General features: G+C 50.9%; 22 protein-coding genes and 3 pseudogenes. 11 read left to right on the forward strand and 14 right to left on the reverse strand.

All coding sequences use genetic code 11. From position 1 onward, the window contains the following. Positions 1-2: 2 nt before the first annotated feature. From ACEN83_RS08530 to ACEN83_RS08550, 5 genes are all read right to left on the reverse strand, one after another. Positions 3-1814, reverse strand: coding sequence for a hypothetical protein (locus ACEN83_RS08530; RefSeq protein ID WP_495579989.1), 1812 nt, complete (start codon positions 1812-1814; stop codon positions 3-5). Positions 1815-1870: 56 nt separating this feature from the next. Next, positions 1871-2839: a TniB family NTP-binding protein gene (locus tag ACEN83_RS08535; RefSeq protein WP_495579990.1), complete on the reverse strand. Its 969-nt coding sequence runs from the start codon at positions 2837-2839 to the stop codon at positions 1871-1873. Continuing rightward, positions 2836-4728, reverse strand: a complete 1893-nt coding sequence (locus tag ACEN83_RS08540; RefSeq protein ID WP_495579991.1) for a TnsB C-terminal domain-containing protein — start codon at positions 4726-4728, stop codon at positions 2836-2838. Before ACEN83_RS08540 ends, ACEN83_RS08535 begins: the two co-directional genes overlap by 4 nt. Then, complete coding sequence (locus ACEN83_RS08545; protein ID WP_495579992.1) at positions 4721-5383, reverse strand: TnsA endonuclease N-terminal domain-containing protein; 663 nt, start codon at positions 5381-5383, stop codon at positions 4721-4723. The genes ACEN83_RS08540 and ACEN83_RS08545 overlap by 8 nt, the downstream gene beginning before the upstream one ends. A gap of 786 nt (positions 5384-6169) precedes the next feature. Beyond that, entirely contained in the window at positions 6170-6910 is a 741-nt protein-coding gene (locus ACEN83_RS08550; RefSeq protein ID WP_495579993.1) for a DNA-binding protein, read from the reverse strand. 804 nt (positions 6911-7714) lie between these two features. Here ACEN83_RS08550 and ACEN83_RS08555 point away from each other — a divergent pair. Further along, positions 7715-8131, forward strand: coding sequence for a hypothetical protein (locus ACEN83_RS08555; protein ID WP_495579994.1), 417 nt, complete (start codon positions 7715-7717; stop codon positions 8129-8131). A gap of 122 nt (positions 8132-8253) precedes the next feature. On the opposite strand, the pseudogene ACEN83_RS08560 reads toward ACEN83_RS08555, so the two are convergent. Then, positions 8254-8463, reverse strand: a pseudogene (locus ACEN83_RS08560) (hypothetical protein). Between the two features lie 106 nt (positions 8464-8569). On the opposite strand from ACEN83_RS08560, the gene ACEN83_RS08565 reads away from it, so the two are divergent. Next, positions 8570-9352, forward strand: coding sequence for an SIR2 family NAD-dependent protein deacylase (locus ACEN83_RS08565; RefSeq protein ID WP_495579995.1), 783 nt, complete (start codon positions 8570-8572; stop codon positions 9350-9352). Positions 9353-9512: 160 nt separating this feature from the next. After that, positions 9513-9740, forward strand: a complete 228-nt coding sequence (locus tag ACEN83_RS08570; RefSeq protein ID WP_495580855.1) for a BPSL0761 family protein — start codon at positions 9513-9515, stop codon at positions 9738-9740. Positions 9741-9904: 164 nt separating this feature from the next. Here the strand turns inward: ACEN83_RS08570 and ACEN83_RS08575 are convergent, their stop codons facing one another. Further along, positions 9905-10714, reverse strand: a complete 810-nt coding sequence (locus ACEN83_RS08575; RefSeq protein WP_495579996.1) for a DNA-binding protein — start codon at positions 10712-10714, stop codon at positions 9905-9907. Between the two features lie 131 nt (positions 10715-10845). Here ACEN83_RS08575 and ACEN83_RS08580 point away from each other — a divergent pair, with 131 nt between their 5' ends. The 4 genes from ACEN83_RS08580 (at position 10846) to ACEN83_RS08595 (ending at position 13861) form a co-directional block, all read left to right on the forward strand. Then, complete coding sequence (locus tag ACEN83_RS08580; RefSeq protein ID WP_495579997.1) at positions 10846-11775, forward strand: site-specific integrase; 930 nt, start codon at positions 10846-10848, stop codon at positions 11773-11775. 326 nt (positions 11776-12101) lie between these two features. Beyond that, the gene (locus ACEN83_RS08585) at positions 12102-12320 is read left to right on the forward strand and encodes a BPSL0761 family protein (RefSeq protein ID WP_495579998.1); all 219 of its coding nucleotides are present in this window, start codon (positions 12102-12104) and stop codon (positions 12318-12320) included. Positions 12321-12509: 189 nt separating this feature from the next. Next, positions 12510-12986, forward strand: a complete 477-nt coding sequence (locus ACEN83_RS08590) for an Xre family toxin-antitoxin system antitoxin (protein WP_495579999.1) — start codon at positions 12510-12512, stop codon at positions 12984-12986. A 563-nt stretch (positions 12987-13549) separates the two neighbouring features. Then, entirely contained in the window at positions 13550-13861 is a 312-nt protein-coding gene (locus tag ACEN83_RS08595; RefSeq protein WP_495580000.1) for a hypothetical protein, read from the forward strand. Between the two features lie 186 nt (positions 13862-14047). Here ACEN83_RS08595 and ACEN83_RS08600 read toward each other — a convergent pair. Next, positions 14048-14397 (reverse strand): annotated as a pseudogene (locus ACEN83_RS08600) (transposase family protein); the annotation flags it as partial. A gap of 387 nt (positions 14398-14784) precedes the next feature. Between ACEN83_RS08600 and ACEN83_RS08605 the strand changes: the two are divergent. The 3 genes from ACEN83_RS08605 to ACEN83_RS08615 all read left to right on the forward strand — a co-directional run bounded on the left by ACEN83_RS08605 (position 14785) and on the right by ACEN83_RS08615 (position 15890). After that, positions 14785-15105: a DUF6088 family protein gene (locus tag ACEN83_RS08605; protein WP_495580001.1), complete on the forward strand. Its 321-nt coding sequence runs from the start codon at positions 14785-14787 to the stop codon at positions 15103-15105. Positions 15106-15363: 258 nt separating this feature from the next. Continuing rightward, positions 15364-15492, forward strand: coding sequence for a nucleotidyl transferase AbiEii/AbiGii toxin family protein (locus ACEN83_RS08610; RefSeq protein ID WP_495580002.1), 129 nt, complete (start codon positions 15364-15366; stop codon positions 15490-15492). Positions 15493-15716: 224 nt separating this feature from the next. Beyond that, on the forward strand, positions 15717-15890 hold the full coding sequence (locus ACEN83_RS08615) for a hypothetical protein (RefSeq protein ID WP_495580003.1): 174 nt from the start codon (positions 15717-15719) through the stop codon (positions 15888-15890). A gap of 678 nt (positions 15891-16568) precedes the next feature. On the opposite strand, the gene ACEN83_RS08620 is transcribed toward ACEN83_RS08615, so the two are convergent. Both ACEN83_RS08620 and ACEN83_RS08625 read right to left on the reverse strand, forming a co-directional pair. Further along, a complete protein-coding gene (locus ACEN83_RS08620) occupies positions 16569-16835 on the reverse strand; it encodes a hypothetical protein (RefSeq protein ID WP_495580004.1) in 267 nt (88 codons plus the stop codon). Beyond that, a complete protein-coding gene (locus ACEN83_RS08625; RefSeq protein ID WP_495580005.1) occupies positions 16825-17121 on the reverse strand; it encodes a hypothetical protein in 297 nt (98 codons plus the stop codon). Before ACEN83_RS08625 ends, ACEN83_RS08620 begins: the two co-directional genes overlap by 11 nt. A 734-nt stretch (positions 17122-17855) precedes the next feature. On the opposite strand from ACEN83_RS08625, the pseudogene ACEN83_RS08630 reads away from it, so the two are divergent. Continuing rightward, a pseudogene (locus ACEN83_RS08630) lies at positions 17856-18988 on the forward strand (IS3 family transposase). A gap of 94 nt (positions 18989-19082) precedes the next feature. Here ACEN83_RS08630 and ACEN83_RS08635 read toward each other — a convergent pair. The 4 genes from ACEN83_RS08635 to ACEN83_RS08650 all read right to left on the reverse strand — a co-directional run bounded on the left by ACEN83_RS08635 (position 19083) and on the right by ACEN83_RS08650 (position 22095). Beyond that, entirely contained in the window at positions 19083-19493 is a 411-nt protein-coding gene (locus ACEN83_RS08635) for a TraR/DksA family transcriptional regulator (RefSeq protein ID WP_495580006.1), read from the reverse strand. A gap of 179 nt (positions 19494-19672) precedes the next feature. Beyond that, on the reverse strand, positions 19673-20434 hold the full coding sequence (locus tag ACEN83_RS08640) for a tetratricopeptide repeat protein (protein WP_495580007.1): 762 nt from the start codon (positions 20432-20434) through the stop codon (positions 19673-19675). Positions 20435-20585: 151 nt separating this feature from the next. Further along, positions 20586-21236: a LuxR C-terminal-related transcriptional regulator gene (locus ACEN83_RS08645; protein WP_495580008.1), complete on the reverse strand. Its 651-nt coding sequence runs from the start codon at positions 21234-21236 to the stop codon at positions 20586-20588. Between the two features lie 670 nt (positions 21237-21906). Then, positions 21907-22095 carry a DUF4223 family protein gene (locus ACEN83_RS08650; protein ID WP_495580009.1) on the reverse strand — a complete coding sequence of 63 codons (189 nt, stop codon included), beginning with the start codon at positions 22093-22095 and terminating at the stop codon, positions 21907-21909. Positions 22096-22935: the final 840 nt, after the last annotated feature.

Below are 22935 nucleotides of genomic sequence, written 5' to 3' on the forward strand. Positions count from 1 at the left end.
TTCTAGTACATTTGCTGATTTTTGTGGTTTATGTAAGGTCGAATGTTCCTTATTTCATGGATGTCATAAAGTATTTTTATTGCGCCATTCGAGTAAATAAGAGAATGTGAGGGTGAGATGTTTAATGATTTGATAAGTGAGCGAAGTTTGTTGTAGCTGCATTCAAGTGTTATTGTTGCTTGCTTTATAGATATATAATTCTCCAGGTAGAAGGCCATGGTTTCAAGGTCTGGCCGTGAATAATAACGTTCGCCACGAAGAACTATTGGCTTTATGATTCCTGTTAGAAAAAATTGAAAGTGTAAAAGTTGAATGGATATTTTTAATATGTTAGCAGCTTGGCTAGAGGAGTAAAGCTTTGTGTTGTCAGATGACTCGTTTTTCAAGTGGTCGGAAGTGTAGCCTATCTCCATAGGCGTTGTGTTTATACTAAATATTGTGAGGAGATTGTTGATTTCTTGTGTCGGTGGTAATGCTATCGGGCGAAGTTTTAACGGGGTTTTGAGTGCTTCTTTTAATTTATTCAGCGTGCCTAAAGTTTTATGCTGTTTATAGATGTCAGCGTTTTGAAGGTTGTGTTCAGGGCTGATTCCAAATAAATTTAGTTGGTGTACTACTCGGGCTGTCGTTGTATTGAGAGTGCGTGCGATTGTTTGTGCTAAAAAGTAATCATGCCGAAAGCGTTTAATGGACGATACTTTTATGTTGTTTGGGTTGGTTGTTTTTGTTTCGGTGTTTTTGTTATTTGTTTGTAAGTGTCCTAGTTTGACTAATAGTCTAATTTTTGCAGGTGTGCAGTTAAGTAATTTGCAAGCCTTATTTATGTTGCTAAACTCTTTTTTGGCTTTTGCTGTGGTGCGTGTTTGCATAAGCTCGCTTAGCTTACAAATTGGAGTGTAGCACTGGTAAAATCGTCGGTGTCGATAGGTAGTCGAAAGCTTTAGATTTTGGGCTATAAGTAATTTATTTTGTGCGCCGAAGTTTTTGTTACATCCCATCGAATAGATAAATTGGTCAGTTGTCAGCTCGACTCGCGCACAACACTGGTCTGTTATGCAGTTGCTATTGAAAGAGGATTTTTCATTTATTATGTGGCTCGCAATTGCTGCTAGTTGTAGATGAGTTGACACCCATGGTGAGAAGTGGAGGTTGCGACTAAAGTTTGGGTATTTCATTAGTTGAGTTGATATCATATTTGACGCGTGCTTTTGTATCGAATCCATCAAATGATAGTGTGTTTTATTATCGCTGGAATCTCTCGAAGCCCAAATTTTTTCAGTGGTCTCGGCGATTTCCGCAATTCGTGAAAGCTCATCCAGATAGGCATTGTGGCCAAAGGTTTCTAGTTGGTTTGATTCATATAATTTACCATTCTCTGGCTTCGTTTTTCGCCTGTCAAATCCACATTTACAGAACAATAAGCCTACCTTCGTCCAATGCTCGCATAGTTCGCACACAGGACACTGTGTGACAATGCTGAGGTGATGAATTGGACAGAGTGATAGGCCCTTTATATCCTGAAAGACGGTGATGGTCTCGGTGCGCAAGCATTCGGGGCAGTATGTGAATTTTTTAGCGAATTGTCTGCGTTTTAACAGAATATCGTCGACAATCCACTTGTAGGTGTAATCATTATCTATACTATAGGTGTTATCTGTGAGCGCTTTCTCAAGTTCTGGAGCTGCAATGATCAATTTTTTGATGAGAGGTGATTGCTCAGTTAATAAATCAAGGGCGTCCCAGTGACAGGGAACCTCTAACGCGGCGCACATTGACTTTACAGTGTGAAATCCGTTGTGCAGCGCGGTGCGCATTATTACACCCTTTGGGCTCTCCCACTTTTGTGGAATACCTACGTAACAAAGAGTGTTCATTTTGTCTGTTTCAATTTATCTGATTGAGCTTTTAAGGATCTAGTAAGCTGCTTAGACGTCATCCGAAAATAATTGGGGCAACAGCAAAATGCCAGATCGGCGGCAGCCTCCGCAAAGTCGTCGATGGTAAGGGTGTGGTCTCCCCTGATCAGGGCTATTCGAAAGCTATCATGGAGTAAGTTACTCAGCTTTCTAAAGTTTCCGCGCGTGGCGAGGTAAATGGCCTTGTAGGGTTTAGGGTCTGTTAAATGAATATAACTTTCCAACTGTCCTAGCCTGATGATTTCCTGTTGTAAGCCGGCAAGCACACCCATCAGCGCGGGGGTTGAAGACTCTTCAGCCATTGGTAGAGGTTTCAATCGAGCGCGATAGGGGAAACGATCACTTAATTCTTGCACTGTGTTGATAGTGGCTTCTGCAGCAGGTGACCCAGAAATTAAAAATGGTATACCTGATTCATTTAGGAGTTTTATGATCCAGTTGCATAATGAGCTCTTTGTCTTATCTAGTCCCTTTTCAGCCACGTGGTGGAAATCGTCCAAGATTACAAATTTCACCTCCATTGTAATAAATCTCTCTAAAATCAGGGTTTCTAAAGCAGTGATGCTTTGATGATCGTTGGGGCTCCCACCGAGAGTTTTCGCTATGACCATAGACAAACTTTTTATGGTGGCAGACTCTGGGAGTTCGATATAAATGCAGGGAGCTATTGTTTTCTTGCAATCAGCACATTGTATCGTATGGGTAGGCCCAAATTGTTTTTCGATCATACGGCAGAGCCTGGTTTTACCAACGCCAGTAGGACCTATTAGCATCGCGGATGAAGGGTCTTTACGGTTGTGGGTGGTATCAACGCTTTTACCAATTAATCGCATAGCCTCCTGATAATCTGGGTATAATACCGTACAGTTAGAAAGTTCCACCAGGGCTTCATTTACAGGAATACTATTAGCGGAGTTGTTCATAGCTTTTTTACCTCAAAGGTGGGAATGTGATTATTTTTAAGCGGCATTTCTTTTGCCACAACAATTTTAGATTGATTACCCCCGTCAGAGCTTTTCGTGTTTGTATTTTTTTTAGTCTTCGCATTTATGCGCAGCTGTCGAGAATCCTCGTACTCCTTGGCCATTTGCTGTCTTAGCCGCAGTAAAGCGACATCGGCCTCGCTGTCGTCGAATTTGCTGCCATCGACCAAGTATTGTTTATGCAACAAATCATGCTCTGTCAGGGTTAGACCGTTCTGATATGCGGGATTAGTGGCATAGGCGCGCTCCGGTGTATGTGTGCTGTTTGGATGAGCGACCCATATTTCACCCAAATCTAATGGATTTAAATAGCATATCGCCTTTTGTCCTTTTTTTAGTTTAGATCGAATCTCTTGCAGGCCTGCACCGTACCAACTTAAGCATAAAAAATGCACGCGCCCGGCAACACTGATACATGATTCTTTAACGACTCTGCATAATATATCAAGATCTTCTTCGGTAAATTTTTCCGGTGGCAGACGATTTTTCCCCGCCCGTTCCCATGCAACAGCAGGGGGCATGTTCAATACGCTGTGCTTCTTCTGGTGGTAGACTTCTTCTATCCAGGTTTCTACATGCTGATTCATACTCGCCTCGGTAAAGGCTGCTTCGCCTTCGGAGTCGTAGAATTCACCCTCGTCAGAAGTAGTTTTGGTGGTTCCCGCTTGTTCATGAAGCCATAGCTCAAACGTTTCAAAAAAACGCTCGATGCGCGCTCGCGCATTCGGAGTTTCGGGCGGACCTCGGTCATATTGGATATTCAGGCGGTCCAATAAATACCGAATAGTCTCATTTTTGAACTCGGAACCGTTGTCGCTGGTCAGATAGATTGGTTTGCCGCGGCGATATTCTTCTCCAGGTACTGCCACGAGTGCTTTTTTTAATGCGCGAATAGTTTTTTCTGCGCAAGGGTATGTTGCTGAAAGTTCCCAGCCGATTACATTTCGAGTTTTAATCTCAAAAATGACGGACCACCAGAGAATTGCCCCTAAGAGATTCCCATCTTTATCAATGATGGACATGTCGAAGTGGTGGGAGTCTATTTCGGCCAGATCCAGCAACTCAAGAGGTTCGTCGCTCAGTTTGCTTGAATGGTGTTTTTTCTTTACGTAATCTGCGCCATATCGCGCTTGATCGCTCGTTAGTTGGCACAGTTTTCGAATCCTCCGCTGGACTGTGGAGAGTGAGGGCGTCTTTAGCAAAAAAATCGAGTAGCCGCTACGAAGGCGATTAATCAAGGTGATTTGGCCATTGATAAAACGATGTATAGTTTTAGGTCTGGTGGGCGGCGTTTTATTTACATACTCTTGATCAATGATTTCCTGAATAATGGCTTCGACCTCCGGATCCAGGCGTTTACCACGCGGTACGAAACTTTTCTCCTTCAGTAAGCAGAAACGATCGCAGTTGTGATTTTTGTAGTGCGTGGACCATTTGTATAAGGAGTTGTAACAGGGCGGGTCGGGGTCATCCATTTCAAGACTGAGCTTTTTGATCAGTGCTTCTGCAGCTTTTACAGGTAGTGAGCCACCCAGTTCCTTATGTGCGGCATCGACATAGCGAAATTTACGTTGGGCTGCAATAACGTGTGGATCTTGTGGGTTGAGAAAAGCCAGCGCTTTGGAGCCCGCACCGGGCGAACGGGCAAATGGCACAATGCGTTGATGAGACACCTCGGACATCATTGCTTCGACGGTCAGAGAGAGAGCGTGCGTTCTTTCCAGATCCCTGAGCGTGATCAACTCCTCATCTACGTGAATGACCCCCATCGTTCGACCATTGACGATGTATTGGCTGCCCACTGTAGGTACTTTCGGTTGCTCACGCATGAGCCGGTTTCCAATCGACCACAAGGTCCAAAGTCAGGCGTTGGGTCAAGTCCGCGATTAATCGTCCGGTGAACAGGTTGTAACAGATCGTCTCGATGTCCGGTGCGGCGTTATCCTGCATCAAATCGCGCAGCGTCGTCGGCCAATCACGCCGCTGCAGATAATGATAAAAATACATCTGCCGCTGCTCGTTGTATGGCCTTGACCGGCTGTAAAGCGCTTGCAGGGTATGAAACTTGGTGGATCCGGTAATGCGCTGCTGGTCGCGGCGCTTAAAGGTCCAGCCCTCCTGAAGGCAGAGTGCATGGAAGCTGTCCAGCTTGGTCAGTCGACTCGGTTTCTGCTTGGTGAAATCAAGTTTGACCTCAGTGAAATAGCTATCCCCATGCGTCAGCACGACGAGGAAATCCGGGGTGTAGCGATAGCGCTGGCCTTCGTCGATCCAGGTAAAGGTGTGCGGTTGCGTGTGGTACCTCACCACTTGTGGCGCGTGCTCTAACCAAATGCAGTAGGCCGATTCCAGTACCGAGTCGCACTCTATCGAATGGCCATTTTTGAGGGACGGAAAGTCCACGATGAAGTGTTGACGCCGTGGCCGTGAGGATTGCCGCGCGGGCCCATCGTCGAGGTTCATTTCCTTGGAGGTGATGATCATCTTGCGACACTCCTCTAATGTTCTGACGGCGCCACCCCGGCGACAACGGATGGCATATAGATCGGAGTTTTTATTGGTCGAGGCGCTTTGTATGTCCACAAGGGCATTAGTGCTTGCGGCTATATCCGACCTGCCATGTAGTAATAACCTTTTTCCGCCGAAGACGAGCTCGATATTTATTGAGCTTCGGATTATCAGGCCTTTTAGTGATCGATCAGTTGAGCCACTCAAAGACGTGAAATCGACTTGGTACATATGATTTTACGCCTGTATCCTTTATCGATCTCTATAAGCGACGAATAAAATAATGGCACTAATACAGTTAGTTATGCCGATAGTCTGGACAATATCTAATTTTTGCCGGTAAATTGACATGGTTTTGATACGTACCCCCTCGAACTCCTAAGTGTTGACACTTCGGGGGTGAGTGATGGGCACGGGTTGAAAGGGCCTCGATGCAGGGTGAGATGCAGGTCAATGCGGCTCGACTTTTGAACCCAACCTGGTTCGTCTCATTTTCCGGCGGTGACTAGGCGGCTATGAGGCCATCCCTATGTCGATGCAGTCGCTATCTCTTGAAAGTAAAGCCCTGAGGGGAAGGGCACGTTCCCGGGGAAGAGATCGTCATGACCAAGAGGCATTGCGCTACAGGGGGGCTGTCGGTTGCGCGTCTGCTGAATAACTTCAGCAATGGCCGGAACATACTCGAATGAAAATTACCCAACTTCACTGGTGGTTTAGCCAGCTTGCCAAGTTGCTTGAACTGCAGTTAGAGGCAGGCCGCGGCTATTGCTCATTTATTAAATTTTGCCAAGTGCTGAGTTGCTGCAGGAGTCGCGCATTCTCGCGATGCAACGCAATCAGCTCTTTTTGCGTAATCGAGAGTTTCTCGAAATTGTGGTGTAGTTCTTCAGAAAGCTGGGTCACTTGTTGAGCGTGTTGCCGTAACAGGGTGTCGTGTTCCTCCTGGCGGACTTGACGAAACTGTTTAAAAATTTCATCGGCATACTGCCGTTCATTGTTAAGTATCGCGATCTGCGTGTGTCGTTCCTGCAGCTGTCTGGTTAATTCTTCAATACGTTGTTGTGCGAGAGCTAAGTCGGAAGTCTGTTGGGTAACTTTGGCCGTAGCTTCTTGTCGTTGTTTTTGCTCGTTGAGCAGGCGTGCCTCCAAATTTTCCATGTGGTGTTGCTGTTCTTCCGAATGTTTCTGCGTTCTTTGCAGCTGTGATTCCAGCTGGGTTTTATCCAGGGAAAGTTGCGCTTGAGCCCTAGTCAATTGCTCCTCGTTTTCGGCTTGCAGATGTTCGCTCAAACCCAAAACCAGTTGCGCCAGCGGCTCGCTGAGACGCTCAAGCGTGGGCTTGGGTTTTTCTTCGAGTTCTTTGAGGTAGTGGGAAATCGTGGTTTTGGATCCGGTATTGCCCAGCGCGATGCGTACCGCGTCGATGGTCGGGCGCTGGCCTTGGGCCAGCAGCGCCGTTTTGGCTTGTTGCACCAATTGCTTGTTGATGCCTTCGCGAGCCATGTGATCCCCTACTTTTTCGCCCTGTATTACGTTGCATGTAATTACAGTGTACAAAGTCCCTGATCGAACGCTTGTTTGTGGAGCTTATTAACACGGGATAATTGAATGTTACCCAAGGTGATAACCGTTTGTCGGGAAACTAGGCGAGAATTCGGTATCATTTGACGGGTCACTAGCGATTATTCCTGGTGTAGACCCTCGCCCAAATTTGCCTCCGTGACGGCATCACTTATAACCTAGGGTTAACTTCTAAGAAGTTTTGATGCTGATTGGACGTTTAATACTCCAATATCGGCAGGTGCTTAGTTACATACAATAATACGACACCTTGCAAAAGTATGCCGCTGTCTCTCCGCCGCGCAGTGAATAGGCGATCGACGGGTGCTGAAGCCGCACACCCTCACGGTTTTTTCGTGCCGTCTGGAGTGGCCGTTCCTCGTCGTGTAATCCCGGCTTCGCGCTGAAGGGGCAGCCGATTGCGTCATGCGTGGAGGTGGTCAAGCTTCGAGCTGGACCAGACCCAAAGGAGGCCTCGATGTTTGTATGGTTACGGAGGTTCCTGGCCGGAGCGTCCACGCTGGCGACGGTCTTTGACGTGGTCATCCTGCGCTAGTTGCCGTATGGACGGCCGCGACCCACCCGCAGGCGTACACAGGATTCCGGTGGTTTCACTGGCCTGCTGCTTGAAGTATGTTGGACTTCGCTGCCGCATTGTTCTAATGACGGCCACCTGATAACGATTGGCCGGACGTGGGTGTACGGTCCTGCTCATCACGGCGCTCCACTCGCGGCGGGTATCCGAAGATGTCTGATCAGCCTCTGAGATACGGTAGTTACCAATGGTTTGAAGAAACCGCAGAGGAGCTTCCGCTCAACGCGAGTGAGGTCGAGGTGCGCCTGGCCATTGCCGAGTTCGTGATACGGCGGGTGGCCGCAACGCCGGCCGGGGAAGAAATTTTCAATGGGTTGTTAAAGCATTTTGAGAATCGATATCCCCAGCACAAACTGCTTTCGCATTATTTGCTCAGCCCTGGCTACTTGGTCTCAGATGCCGAGGACCTTGAGCCAGAGGCGGAAGAAACGACTTTGGAGTTTGGCGCACTCGATGAGCGGCTGATCAATAACCTGCGCCATCGCGATGAAAGCCAGGAGCCACCCGGCCCGCTGGCGGGAGTAGGTACGGATCTCCCGCCTGGCGACACTCGTCGTCGCAAACCGTAAGCCAGCAGTCCTGACGTGAAAAAAGCGGATCGACAGACGATGCCCACTCGTCTCCGGCTGTGATGAAGGGGGGGAAACACTCCCTCGTTGTGGCGTTTCGTGGGACACAACTCGCTCGATCTTCACTCCGGCGTCATCATTACCGCGAGGGGCATCTTGATGAATTCTTCATTTCGGTCGATCGCCACCAGGGCGCCGCGGACGTTGTCCGCGACTTCAACTGCACCACGCTGCTCTACTCAGTTTGAAAGTTCTACGATGGCTGCTTCCAGGGCGAGTTGGTTTTCAGTGAGCTTGGACAACAGGGACGGCAGCAGGTCTGAGGTGGGCATGGTGTTTCCTCCGTGAAGGGACAAGCGTAGCAGGGCGTGGCGGTCTTCGATGGAATTAGCTGGCAGTTGCTGCTTGTGGCAAGCAACGGAGGCTGGGAGGGGTAGCATGACGGCCATAGAGCAAGCTGTAGACGCACTGCAAAAGGCCAGGAAGGTGGTCTTTTTCACCGGCGCTGGCATCTCCGCCGATAGCGGCATTCCTACGTACCGCGAAAAACTGTCTGGAATCTGGGCAGGATACGATCCAAGGGATTTGGAGACGGCCAAGGCTTTTCGGGAGAACCCCGCATTGGTGTGGGGATGGTATCTGTGGCGGCGCCTCCGCGTCGCTCAAGCAGAGCCCAATGCCGCACATCGTGCAATACCGCGCATGGCTAACTCACAACGCCAAGTGTCTGTTGTCACCCAGAATATAGACGACCTCCATGAGCGAGCCGGCTCGTTAAATGTGGTGCATTTGCATGGCAGTTTGGCAATACCCAAGTGCTTCGCCTGCCATCGGCCTGCGGTTGTGTCACTCGAACAATCAAAACTGCCGGATGACGGCGCTCTGATCGAACCTCCTAGGTGTCAGCGTTGTAACGGCAAGATGCGTCCTGCAGTGGTCTGGTACGGAGAGGATTTACCACCCCAGGCTTGGAAAACTGCGGTGCAGCTGGTGAAAGATTGCGACCTGCTGGTCTCAGTCGGCACCTCCGGGATCGTCATGCCTGCCGCAGGCCTTCCCGATCTTGCGTTGGCGTCTGGAGCTTCGGTTGTTCATGTGAACAAGGTCGACGTTGCAATGGGTGAACCGAAGGAGTTCATGCTGATGGGGGCTGCCGCCGAAGTACTGTCGATGCTGCTCGAAAGGATAGAGACGGGTAAGACCAGGAAGCTTGAGCTTTGAAGCTGCCTTTCGAACACGCGTTTCTGATCTGCCCGTTAGACCGCTACAGGCAGACGCTTACAACGCAGGTTTATAGGGAATTATAGAGCGACTATAGGTGACCGAATCTGGTCGCCCTGTATTGGACTGATGACCTCAACGCGTGGAGGCTTAAATGACGATGCCATTTGAACGGAGCAGGTCCGTCGCACAAACTCATGCTTTCCTGACGGAACTTGCTCGCGACACAGAAGTGCCCGAACGGATTAGACAAAACGCTCACTTCCTATTGCGTCACTTTCCCACTAAACATGATGTGCTCCAGGCTGGCCGAATTGAAGAGCAAGCGAAAAAATTAGGGATAGGTACCTTTGCCCCCGTGTTTTGCTCCTCAACTGAAGACTGGTAGGTTGCCATTACGACGTGTATGTTGGCGCTGACGCCGAATTGACCCAGTTGCCGAGATGTCACTGACCCAGTCGGATCCCACGAAAAACATTGCCTGTGCAGTGGGTCGTCGATTCTAAGCTGGGGCAGTCTTGCATCGGCACGTGGGTCAATTCGGCATAGGCCTCAACACAACTGTTGCAGTTGCGTATTCACCATGTCATTGGCGTGCTGACTGTCACGAACAGTCTTGGTTTGTTGTCGAAGTTGCTCCTGCTGCGCCCGGTGTTCATTGAGCAAGCGTTCTTGCTCGCGGTACACAGTGACCAACTCTTCCTGTTTGGCCAGTTGCGCGTTCTGCAGGGACCGCAGTTCCTGGCGAAACTGCTGGGTTTGCTCGTCATGCCGACGCATCTCCTGTCCGCGCTGAGTCAGTTGTGCCTGTCGATAGTGCTCGAGCGCTTCTCGAGCATGTTGATGTTTGCCTTCCAGTGACTGCAACTGACTGGCGCGTTCTTCAAGTAGTTGTTTCTGGCCCGCCACCACTTGTCGCAGTCCCTGGCGATCACTTTCACTGTCTTGTAACTGCTCGCGCAGTTGGCGTTCGCACTGACGCTGCGCCTCCAACTCTTCCGTCATGTGGGTGATGGTGGCCAGTGCTTGTTCAAAGCGTTCGCGTAGCCGCACGCACTCCCGGGTATAACTCAACTGTTGCTGGTCGAGTTGGCTACGTTCCTCTGCGACGGCCTTCTGCGCATTCTGGGTCAGGCGCTCGGCTAGACTCACCACAAACGCGAGCACTTCGTCATCGACTGTCGGTGGCAACGTGTCATCCGTGACGTGGTTGAGTTCCTTCAGGTAGCGCTGGATCGTGCTCTTCGAACCGGTGTTGCCCAGCTCGACCCGTACCAGGTCGATACTGGGGTGCAGCCCACGGGCCAACAGGGCGTCACGCGCGGCGTGCACCAGGGCTTTGTTGATACCGCCACGGGCCATGTCAGGAGCTCCTGTGGGATTCCTGGATGTTATGCAGTATGGCGCATAGCGGATGACCTGCTTGGTTTCAAACCGTGAGCGGCAGAAGGTTCAGTCCAAGCCGGGACAAGTCTGGTGAGGAGGGTATGGGTATGAGCACGGCCGCAGAGCGTTATCTGCAAGCGGCAAGACGGGAAAGCACGACACGGCGCTACCAGCAGGCCCTGGCGCATTACGAGACCGGCTGGGGTGGTTTTCTCCCGGCGTCCAGTGACAGCATCGTGCGTTACCTAGCCGAGCACGCCGAGTCCCTGTCCATCAGCTCCTTGCGCGGCCACCTGGCCGCCCTGGCGCGCTGGCACCTCAGTCATGGATTTGCCGACCCGACCAAAGCCCCGCAAGTGCGCGACGTGTTGCGCGGCATACAGGCCTTGCATCCGCGGCCAGTGCGCCAGGCCGAGCCCTTGCAGCTGCGCGAACTGGAACAGTGCGTGACGGCGCTGCAGCTGGAGGGGGCGTCACCGGATATGTCCGTGCGCCTGCGCGCCAGTCGTGACCGGGCCCTGCTGTTGCTGGGCTTTTGGCGGGCGTTTCGCAGTGACGACTTGTGTCGCCTGCGGATTGAAACCAACCAGTTGGTCCCAGGCGAAGGCTTGAGCCTGTTTCTGTCCAGCAGTAAAACCGACCGTGAGCATCAGGGCCGCACCGTCAGCGTGCCGGCGTTAAAACGCCTGTGCCCGGTGCAGGCGTATGCGGAGTGGCTGGCGCTCAGTCAATTGCAGGCAGGACCGGTGTTTTGCCGCGTCGACCGCTGGGGCCATCTGGCCCCAACCGCCCTGCACCCGTACAGCGTGGCGCGGGTGTTGCGCCGGGCCCTGACGCGCGGCGGCGTCGCGGGCGAGCGCTACAGCGGCCATTCGTTGCGCCGCGGTTTTGCGACCTGGGCCATGCGCAATCAATGGAGCCCGAAAGCGTTGATGGAGTATGTCGGCTGGTGCGATGTGCACAGCGCTATGCGTTACGTCGACGCTGACGCCCCTTTCGGTGACTGGCGCCGCGACGGGATGTCTGAGTCAAAATGACTACGCGGCGGACGATTTCGTACTGAGATACAGACCATGTTATTACAGCTGTACAACACGACAATTCGGCGCTTGAAGTCCCCGGTTTAACAGGTTTGAGAAAGTAAGATTCTCAAACCTGAGAGCGATTTCAGCGCTTATAGGCTCGAGTGGCGGTACGCCGAGGCGGAGAGGGGCCTGATTCACGGGCGGATCCTAACGATTGACCCCATGGGCAGTAGTGGTTTAGGTGTAGGCTGTAGGTGATTTACCGAGCAACAATCTGCGGCGGAAGCCAGCAAGCTGAGAGCGGCTGGATCGTGCCCGGTGCGTACGAGGAGGACACCATGACGATGCCGAACGAGCGCACGCGCGCGCTGATTCAGACTCGAGACTTTTTAGTGGAGTTAGCAGAAGATCCCGCGCTCTCAGCGTCCGTTCGACGCCAGGCCCGTCAGCTGTTACGGCACTATCCCCATGCAAACGAGATATTGCGGGCAGGGCTGCTCGACGAGCAACGAGTCGACCGACTGACCGAGCCGTTCCTGAGGTCGAGTATCGATTGAATGGATTGGCGACTTATCCTCGGCCCCAAGCCGCTGCTCCGGGGTTGTTGATAAGCATAGGGGAAAGGACTCCATTGCCTTATCGACCTTCTGCGCCACGCAATTGCACCAACGCTCAATGGCCGTTCTGGTTCGACAGGTGTTAGCTCATATTTCAGTTGACGAAAAATTACGGTGGAGGGCGTGTGGATGAACACTTCAACTGCGACTCGACATCCAGCAGCAAGGAAAGATGCCTCCCGAGAGGAGGGGCTCGCGACCTTTTGGCGATTCAGTTCCGATCGAAAGTCGCTGACGGAGTCGGAGAGGCAGCAGCAAATCAAACTGGGGTTTCCCGCTGACCTTATCCAGGCTTTTCGTTTGGCCTTCGACCTTCAAGACCGCCACTTGGAAACGCTGCTCAATGCGTCCATGTCGACGCTGAAAAGGCGACGGCGAGGGCAAAAGAACCTTGATCCTGTCGCCTCCGAGCGTTTGGACAGGATTGCTACGGTCAGCCACTTGGCCGAGGAGATATTTGAGACGCAAGTGACTGCCACAGATTGGATGTCGACACCGAATAAAGCACTCGGTGGGACTGCACCGATCATGCTCTGCGAAACGGAGCTAGGAGCTAAACAAGTTCGCCGTGTCCTTCAATCCCTTGAGTGGGGAGGCCCAGCCTGATGAGGGTATGGCGAGGCCACGCCCACAGAAGCGAGCTTCTGACTTTCTCGACTGGCCGGAAATGGCCGATTCTGTTGAAAAGTCGGTCCTTCCAAACTGCCTGCATACTAACCGATAAAAAACGCTTTTTTGCGCGCCGCTACGTGAAATCTGAGCCCGGAACCCTCTGTTCAAAGCAAAAGTTACAATCTCAAGCTCGTACTCCGTGGAAACCATGGCCGACTGTTTTCAACAGAGTCGACCGGTTGTGGGCTGTCATCAGCGCCAACACGCTTTCATCTATCCACCTTGTGGCAGTTTGAGAAAACGGACTTTTTCAACAGAATCGTAATCGTTCCGCCAACTCGCCTTGCGTGGTTGGGGTATTGTGCAGACTCGCCCCCCTGTTGCATTCGACCTGACCAACCATGTGCATGGAATTGACTGCCACATTTCATGCCCATTATCGGCAGGCAGGCGCAGCTGTGGATTCAACTGATAGATGCAACAATGGCCAGCCCTGCGCCTCGTCCTGGAACCTGTATGCTGAAAGCAAAAGTTAGAGGCGCTTGCAGGAGCCAGCGATGAAATTAACCGGAAGAGCCGAAGTCGAGACCGTCATTGATGTCGTATGTGATGTCTGCGGTTGCTCCACCCGCTTGGATACTGGAGGGCTTCAGTTCGGCACCTTACAAGCATACTGGGGCTATGGCACTGCCCATGATGGGGAGCACTATGAGCTGCAGCTGTGTGAGGATTGCTTCTTCCGGATGTTGGCTTACCTCAAGCAGGAGCGGCGAACTCAAAATCTGTTCAGCGAGGACGGCCAGGATCTTACTGATGATCTTGGTCTGGTCGCGAAGGATGATTATTTTGGTGACGCTGGGAGCCGATAGATAGTCTTCGCAAATTGCAAGCGGTCGGATACGAAGTAGCGTTTGCCCAACTGTTGGCGCGGATGCGATTTTGACCCAGGGGGGGCGGCAAAAAACTTGGACTGGTTATGCCTCGAGATCCACGCTCTAACGATACTCAATGGGGCTGAGAGCGCCCAGGGAAATCTTGATTCGTTTCTCGTTCTACCTGCGAATGTATAAATCCAGGGCCTGAATGTACTGCTCGATACCCGTTGACTGCCAGTTACGAGGATAGAACAGTTCCGTTTCAGCCGATCGAAGAAGCCTTCACAAACCACGTTGTCAGGCGAGTATCCCTTGCGCGACATCGAACGAATCAGCTTCGCATCAGCGACGGGCGATAACTAGCCGGGCCAGCGGAAGTGAGCGCCTCGATCCAAGTGAACGACAGGCCGTTTGCTGTTGCGGGCCACTGTTTTGATGGCGGTATCCAACATCGTGTTCACAAGGCCGGCGTCCGGGCACGTGCCAATCGACCAACTGATGACCTTTCCATCGAAGCAGTCGATCGTGGGAACAGGTAAATGCTACGCGCTAACGGTCATCGAGAATGCTACATCGGGTCGCATCGATTTCCACCGACCTTCTCAGATAGCCGACTATGGGGACGTACCAACCCCAACCAAGAACCCCAACTCATCGGCAAGACAACTTGTAGCGCCGCGGGCGTTCCAGTGCGTATGGATCTGCAATCTCGATCTCCCAAATCACTGCCAGAAGGACAGTGCGTTCTTCGCCAACCAGATTGTGGGCCTGGAGGATACCTGCGCTCACCTTCAACGATGGTAAAATAGCGCATCAATGCACATTTTTTATCATGGAACCCTTGTAAACATTGGTAAAAAAGGCCCCCAGAGGCTACAGTCACCTTGTGACGTATAGCTTCACGTTGGAGGTAAGGTGTGAAACTCGAAGATCACATGAACCGCTCGATTAAGCAGCGAGCAAGTGTGATCGTCTTGCGCTCAGACTTTGCCAAGATGGGGAGTGACTCTCAGGTCGGACGAGTGCTTGTTCGCTTAGTGGCAGAAGGAACGCTTGCTCGGGTGAGCAAGGGCGCCTACGCTAAAACCCGAATCAACAAGTTCACGGGTAAGTCAACCCCAGCAGGAACGCTGGAAATGATCGCAGCGGAGCTTTTCCGCAAGCTCAAGATCCTAGTGGAACCGAGCTCGTTTCGGAGTACAACAGCGGCAGATCGAATCAAATTCCCATGGGAGTGACTGTCAGCACTGGACGTCGACGCATTTCGCGGAAAGTGACGGTAGGGAATAGCACTTTAACTTATGAAATTAATTTCAGAGCTTAGGTCTGATATCGAAGATGCCGCCGCCGCAGGGTGTTGGGAAGTTTGCCCGCTGCCGTAGTTGAAAAGATCAGCACATCACGGGCGCATTGTGCGTTTTAGCTCAAGTCCAAGTAGTAAACACTGCGTACCAAAAGGATCGTCGCAGGGCGATCCCGCACCGGCGTCGATTGACGTGGTCACACGTTTGATTTTTGCTGGTGGAACCTGTCTTTCGAAAGCTCACGGCGTCATTCACCGAATGTCCGAAGACCTTAACATCAAAGTCATGTTGGAGGAACCGCCGGATGGCTACACGCTATAACGAATCCGCGGGCGTTTAAAGGATCGGCAGCAAGAGGTTTAGCGCCCATTGAGCGACGTGGGCTTTGAATACGTGGTCCATGACAACGGAGAAAGTCCGGTCATGCGCGACAGCTGGCGGTACTACTAGTTGATCCTGGGGATGACGATAACACTGCGCTCGGCCGGCGTACGTGCAACAGCCAGCCGCTGCAATGGCAAGATCTCTTGGTACGCCATCGGGTAATGATCCTGTCTGAAGCAGGCTCAGGGAAAACTCAGGAAATTCGTCATGTGGGCCGCGCGCTTCGTGAAGAAGGCAAGCGTGCGTTCTTCATCCGGCTAGAGCATGTTCGATCAGACATCGAGGATGCCTTCGAGGAAGGTGACACCATAATCGCCCTCGCTTGGTTTGCCTAAATGTACTGCTAGTAAAAAACTTGAGTGATGCCCACCCGGACCAGTTGCGTTCCTTCAGCTCCATATCTGAAACAACTGGCCGGGGGGCAACACTACTCTACCCCGCTTAGCGCCTTGTATCCCATGAACAATTCATCATCTACCCGCCTGCCAAGCGGTGAGCGAGGACTGGCTGTGTCTGAAATCAAGAAGTCAGCCGAAGAACTCAGCGCAGAGCTCGACAGTTTGCGCCAGCATCGACGTCGATAACGGCTACAAGCGCGACCTGTGCGATGCGATTGTTGGATCTCTGGCTATCGGTGCTCAGTATCGATGCCCACCGCCTGATGGCCACTGGGTCAGTTTTCGGTCAGCGGCAACAACACTGCCCGCCGTTCCGGAAATCACGGCTAAAGCGCTGGTATCATCTGCGGTGCCTGCACGATCATCCGCAATTTTACGCTGCGGTTATTGCCGAGGTGACTTTCTCATTTGTTTAACGCTGTAACGATCCGTCGCTTAATTTTATAGTATTGCTAATCTAAAGATCGCTTGCTTCCGCCACCTTGCTGATAATGAATACTTAGCTCATAAAGATTGGATAGGCTGAGGTTGCAATGGTTTTTTGTCTCTTCGTGCGGACCCTTCCTGCGTAGTCAGGTCCTGCACGATAAAGAGGCAGAAAATAATAAAAATTAGCTAGTCAGCTTTGTTATTCGCCATGACACGAAAAAGAAGCTTCTCCGCCGAATGCTTCAGACCAAAAAATAAGGCAATCCACGGCTCTGTAACCCCCATAATAACACCAACATAATTAGCTTGCTTCCCTGAAGCACCTATCAACCAAAGTATAGTCGTAAAAAATAGTCCTGAAACAATAATTATAATTGTGGAGTATACCACGGTACGCCACATGGCTCCCCAGCACAAACGAGAGGCATCGCCCATTGTTAATTTAGTCGACATTTTTTATATCCGAACTTTTTTGTCCCATCACCTCATTCCCCCTGGCATCGACTACGCACTGACAATGTTTACACACCACCCCACCCCAAGGGATCCCAGCTTTTTTTCGTCGCACAGGTGAAAGGAGTTGGACCTTTGGCAAATCAACCTCGCATTTAGGGCAAGACTTTGCCGATTTAAGCATTGTATATATAGCCAAAATGATAACGACACCTAAAGCGCCGATTAAAGCACCATTTGAAGCACCATTTAAGAAAACATATAAAGTATCTTCTGCGATTGCCATTCGTCACCTTGTTTAATGTGTAATTTAAACTATTGTTAGATGTTTCACTGAGCGTCCACTACCATTGCAGTCGACGCGCCGATTCGTAGAATTGATTCATGTGTAGAACTAACATAATAAGCATTCTAGATATCGAAGTATGTTGTGGCCATTTCTCGCCTCTTGGCTTTGGCAAAGTCGTGAATCACGGCGTGAACCCATAAAAAATAAAGAGCTTCGTGTTTTAAGAAATAACGGCAACGAATATTCCGCAATCGCGAATTATTCCATCTGCATTTGTCAGCACGACCTTACAACCAGGCAAGGCAAGTACTGCTGTCTGAGTTAATCCCACCCAAGAAGTGGTATCGATTTGGATAATTCGTTAGTTAACCGCTAAGCTTGCGTGTCCAACCGTACCCACTGACCAAGAATGCCGGCAAAGCCCCTATATTTCTTGGTGAAGCCACTTGTCGAACTATGAAAGCGATACAATGCTCAAGCGATAATACTTTTTTCTCCAAGCGTCTAAATGAAATTAAAGCTCCAGAAGAACCACATCATCCCCGATTGAGCTGTAGCAAGACATATGACAAGTATTAAAATTTTAGGGCCATTCATCTTGTCCAATGGGCCAAATCCGATCAGGTGCTCCAGCCTCATCAACGCTGCACCACCTTCTCTGACAGACGCATATGCCTGCTTAGCGAAGCCCACATCCGTCCGTAGTGTTGCCGCTGACCGAAAACTGACCCATTCAAGGCCGGTCCACGGTGCTGGTTTGGTTACGCAAGCATGGCCGGCAGGACTGGCGCCAAGGCGCATGCATTCGCGAGCCGAGGAGCAGGCCCATGGCCGAGTCCACCCTCCCGCTGACAGCCAAGCATCGGATCAAAGAGCTTGAAGAACAGTTGGCGCTGAGTAACCAGAAGGCCCAGTTCTTTGAAGCTGTCGTGAACGTTCTGAAAAGCGACTACGGTGTTTCCATCGTAAAATAAGCGACCCGGCAAATCCTCTCACAAGGGCAAACCCAAGAGCTGAGCATCAGCAGCTCTTGCCTGTTCATGGGCCTTTCGCGCCAAGCGTATTTCAAACGCAATCGAACGTTTGACGCCAGAGTCCGCCATGACAAAGCGGTGGTGGACTTCGTTCTGGAAAAGCGCCGTCGTCAGCCACGACTAGGAATCCGCAAACGGCATTACCTGATGAACGACGAGGCCCCAGCGCCGCTGGGCGTAGGCCGGGACCGTCTGTTCACGATCCTGCGGGAGGTACGAGCGCTGGTTCCGCGCAAACGGGCTTATCGCAAGACGACGGATAGCCATCACCGCTTTCGTCGCCATCCTAGCCTGTTCAAAGCAGGCCCGGGACAAATCGTGGCCAGTGGACTTGAGCAGGTTTGGGTGGCCGACATAACCTATCTGCCGACGCAGGACAGTGTAGCGTACGTGAGCCTGGTAACCGATGTGTACTCACGCAAGATCGTCGTCTATCAGATGTATGAAAGCCTGCATACCGTTTCAGTGATTAAGGCGCTGCAAAAAACGGTTGGCCAGCGAGAAACCACGCAGCCGCAGGTCCATCACTCAGATCGCGGCGCCCAGTATGCGAGTCGTTTATTTCTTCAGCGGCTATGGCGGTATCGCATGCGCCAGAGCATGAGCCGCCGGGGAAACTGCTGGGACAATGCGCCGATGGAGCGTGTGTTCCGCAGCTTGAAAACCGAATGGATACCGACCACAGGCTACCGGACGACCCAAGAGGCCCAGCGCGACATCAGCTATTTTTTGATGCATCGGTACAACTGGATTCGCCCCCATCAATTCAACGGTGGGCTCGCACCAGCTCAGGTCGAGAAAAATTTAACGTCGTGTCCGGCTTTAGTTGACCACTACAATTCAACCTTCCGTGGTTGCATATCTAAAAATATTCGCCACAAACCGCGACTATAAAATTGTACCTATATGTTCACTCGCCTCAATTCAGTGCGAAGAACGCTGATGTCGAGCTTTTGCCTCGCGGGCGTGCATTGCGTCAATGGAGAATAAAGATTCTGGTACCACGAGCAATCGCTGTATACCAATAGGCTCTCCTGTGTCCATACACCAGCCATAATCATTCTTGTCGATGGCGTCCAATGCAACTCGGATTCGATTTAAAAATTCTTTATCCATTTCACTCAGGCAAAACGCCGTTGCGCGGTTGGCTTCTATACTCGCTTTCTCAACTTCATCAGACTGACGTTCGATCATCAAAAAATCGTGGTTAGACTCGATACGTGCTGTAATTGTCCTGGCTTTGGTGATCAACAGCTCATTAAAATATTCCAGCTGACTAGAGCTCATGTAGTCAGCATCGTCCTGTATGAGTAATTGCTCTCCAGTCAACCGCATAATGCACCCTCTATTAAATATTCAAGGAATGAAAAATAAACTAATCCAAATTTAAAGTGGGACTAGACTATCGTGTCGTCGCTTCACGGCCTTTAAGACGAGTATGAATTTGCAAATTTTTTCCGCTTTAGTCCCTGACGCATAATCAAATCAGTCGTAATCTGCTTGAGCCCAAGGATTTACTTTGTATTGGCGCGCGCCGCGCTTTGAGCGGCATTAAGGCGCCGCAAAAGCGGTTTATTCAGCGCTCGATTCATTGCGTTCCATCGGTTGGTGAGCTTGCTCATTTCGAGCTGGAGACGAGCGGCGGTCGATAAGTCATCGATTTCTAAGGCCCATATTTTATATTCGGCATACGCTGCGAAACCGCCATATTTCGCTAGCGCAGCTTCAAACGTGTGTCGCGCTTCGGTGGGACGTGCAGAACCGGCATAGCATCGAGCTAACAATAACAACGCTTCGGCCGACCGGTAATTAGGGTGCTCAGCCAACATGTAATCTAGGTGAGTCTGTGCCTCTTCATAGCGCTGACTGTCGACTAGGGCATTGGCGGCGCCCATATGCAGATCCGGGTCAGATGCGAAGGGGCCCTTGAGGCAACTCACATAGAGCTCGGCCGCTTCCGCGGCACCTCCGTTTTCAAGTAGCGCAGCGGCAAGGCACATCTGATTTTTGACTGTCGGCGAACTGTCGAGCTCCATCCTGGCGAGCCGGATCGATTTGGTTGGATCTATGGCTTTGGCAGTCGCCGAAACCGTCCGCATGACACCTCGTTCGAGTTTAGAGTGCGGCAAGTAAACACCGAGAAAATACACTAAACTACCCAAAAGCGGAAAAGCAAAAAGAATCCAGAGCCAGTAAAGCGGTTGTCCATGACGAACCACATGAACAGCGCAAAGTAGTGCCAAAATAATATAAATTCCAAAACCTGCAATTTGCATAGAATTCTCCTCGGTTAGTTTGCGCTACTGGTCAATTAGTGAGCGCCGCATCATTTTTACATGTATTTAAAAGCCGCGTTAATAGCACAAATCGGTGTGTCGACCTTTATTCTAATAATCGCTGATTTAAAATATGGGTTAGGAGTCACGCCTAAATCGAAGACGACGCGGCTGGCAGGGTCGCCGCGGCCATACTTTCCTCGATGGCATACTTGATAAGGTCCGCGGAGGTAGCGATACCGAGCTTGCGCATGGCGCTGATGTGTTGGGTGCTGATGGTTTGCTTGGTGCAGTTCAACTGCTCGGCAATCTGATTGATGCTCATTCCCGAAACAAACAGGCGTATCAATTCATATTCCCGTGCCGACAAGGCCTTGATCGAGTGATTGTCCTGGCGATCGGTGTCCATCGTTTGGATGATTTTTTCGATCGCCGGCGAGTAAAACTCATCGTTGGAGCAACTTGCGTACACTGCATAGACCAGATTGCGCGGCGGGTCCATTTTACTCACGATGCAGGTGATCCCGAGCTGAATGATATTGTGGATGTTGCCCGGCGTATCGAGCATGGTAAACACCACAGCTTGAGCTTGGGGTAGTGGCGTTTTATCTGCTCCAGCAACATCATGCCGTCGCTGCAGTTGTCGGCGGGCATTTGAATAATCGGTAATCAGCACATCTTCATTGGCAATCACCACCGAGGTGTCGGGAGTCTTGCCGGAGGCCGCCGCGTGCTGGGCGACGCCCAAGCCGGCCAACGAAATAAAGGTCAATGCCAATGCATTACGGATAAACGAAGTCATGGTAAATACATGTTTGAAAGTGATGAGGCCAACGCCAAGCGCAAACCTGCGATAAAAAATAAATAGAAATGCTCAGCGCGTGACAACCGATCAAAAGTTAGCGCAGTGCGCAACCTGACCAACGGGATCTAGGATTTTTCTTTGCCTGAAGCAAAAAATAGTACTTGTACGAATCTCCTCGCTGAGTGTGCGCCAGAGGCCTGCGCGGTAAATTTATTAATCTAAAAATCATTAGCCTATGTCATGCGACACATTTCAGGTATTCGTCGCCTAGATATTTGTGCAAGCCTCCGGGCTAGCGAACGCAGTCAGCTCACGTCGAAAACCTTGCTATGCAGGAATTTTCCGGGGATTGAACAAGCGGCCGCCGCTTGGTAGCGGTGTTCACCGGCGAGAGTCCAGCTCACCAAGCCTGCACCAGGGCCAGTACTTGATAATTTTTCTACATGTCGTACTTGCCAAGTATTCGTGCTTTGTTGAGATGTATATATAACAAGACGGAAGCCTGGCTTGAGGCGGGTACCTATTTGTTACGGCTTAGCGAATTCTTTTTCATGAAGATCAAGAGCGCTTTTCCGGTAATCCGTGAAGAGCCTAAAAAGCCTTCCCCCCCGCCTTAGTGGGAGAAGGCTGTATAATCAATTAGTTTATATATAAGAAGATGTTTTATTTATTGCGGGTGAAGCTTGTCGATTGCCCCGCAACCGCCAATCATTTTGGAAATAGAAACAGTGGGCGTAAACAGATAATCGTAGGAGCAATTTTTCTCTTGATTATACACTTGCCCCGTGCACCCTGCCAGCAATGCTACGCCAGAGAGTAGTACAAGTCCGACAGTTGCTTTGATTAGCTTTTTCATCGATATTCCTATGTGCATGAAATTCACACGCTCGTGCAGAGCAAGCATGTTAAAATTTGATTTTTTGGCGAAACTATTTTTTTCCAGCTATGAAGCAACAGTATAGCCAGGCGATAAAGCAATTTTCTCCAAGCGCTAAATACCCGATAAAACGCAAGAAGGACCACATCATCCCGCATTGGGTGGTCGCAAGACATAGGACAAGTATTAAAGTTTTAAGCGCGATGACTTGGCGCCTGCGATCTCGCGGTCATCGAGCATTATTGCAGGAATAGGGTCTCTCGCTGCACCAAGGCATCATCATCGCTGCCACTATTCTTCATTCTCTATCTCCACCAAGAGGACGGAGCGCGCGATCCCGGTAGGCATCAAACCAATAAAAGCATCCGGTATTTATTCGGGGTGAAGGTTCGTATCAGTGCCGATGCCGATGCCGATGCCGATTCGAGTCGAGGCTGGCTCAACACGTCCATGGCACGCGGTAAGGATAGCTGGCGCCACCCCAGCCGCGGAGTTTCTGCATGACGAAGAAAACGCGGCGCAAGCAGACGCCGCATATGCCGGCATCGTGAAGCGCGATGAGCCTGAAAAACGCGAGGTGATCCAGTAGATCGCAGCACGACACTGCACCGATTTCAAGTTGAATTAATGCAGGCTGCTCAACAAGACCAAACGCAAGCTCAAATGCTATAAAGCGCAGACGCGGGTCTAGGGACTGCATAAATCTTCAAAGGATTACATGTTGAAAATTGCTCACTCGAGGCGCCCGATAGAACAACCACTCTAATATCTTTCTTCGTGCTTTGGCGCAGGCGAAACATTCGCGTGAGCCGGCCGCCG

Source organism: Pseudomonas sp. Pseusp49, assembly GCF_059491875.1.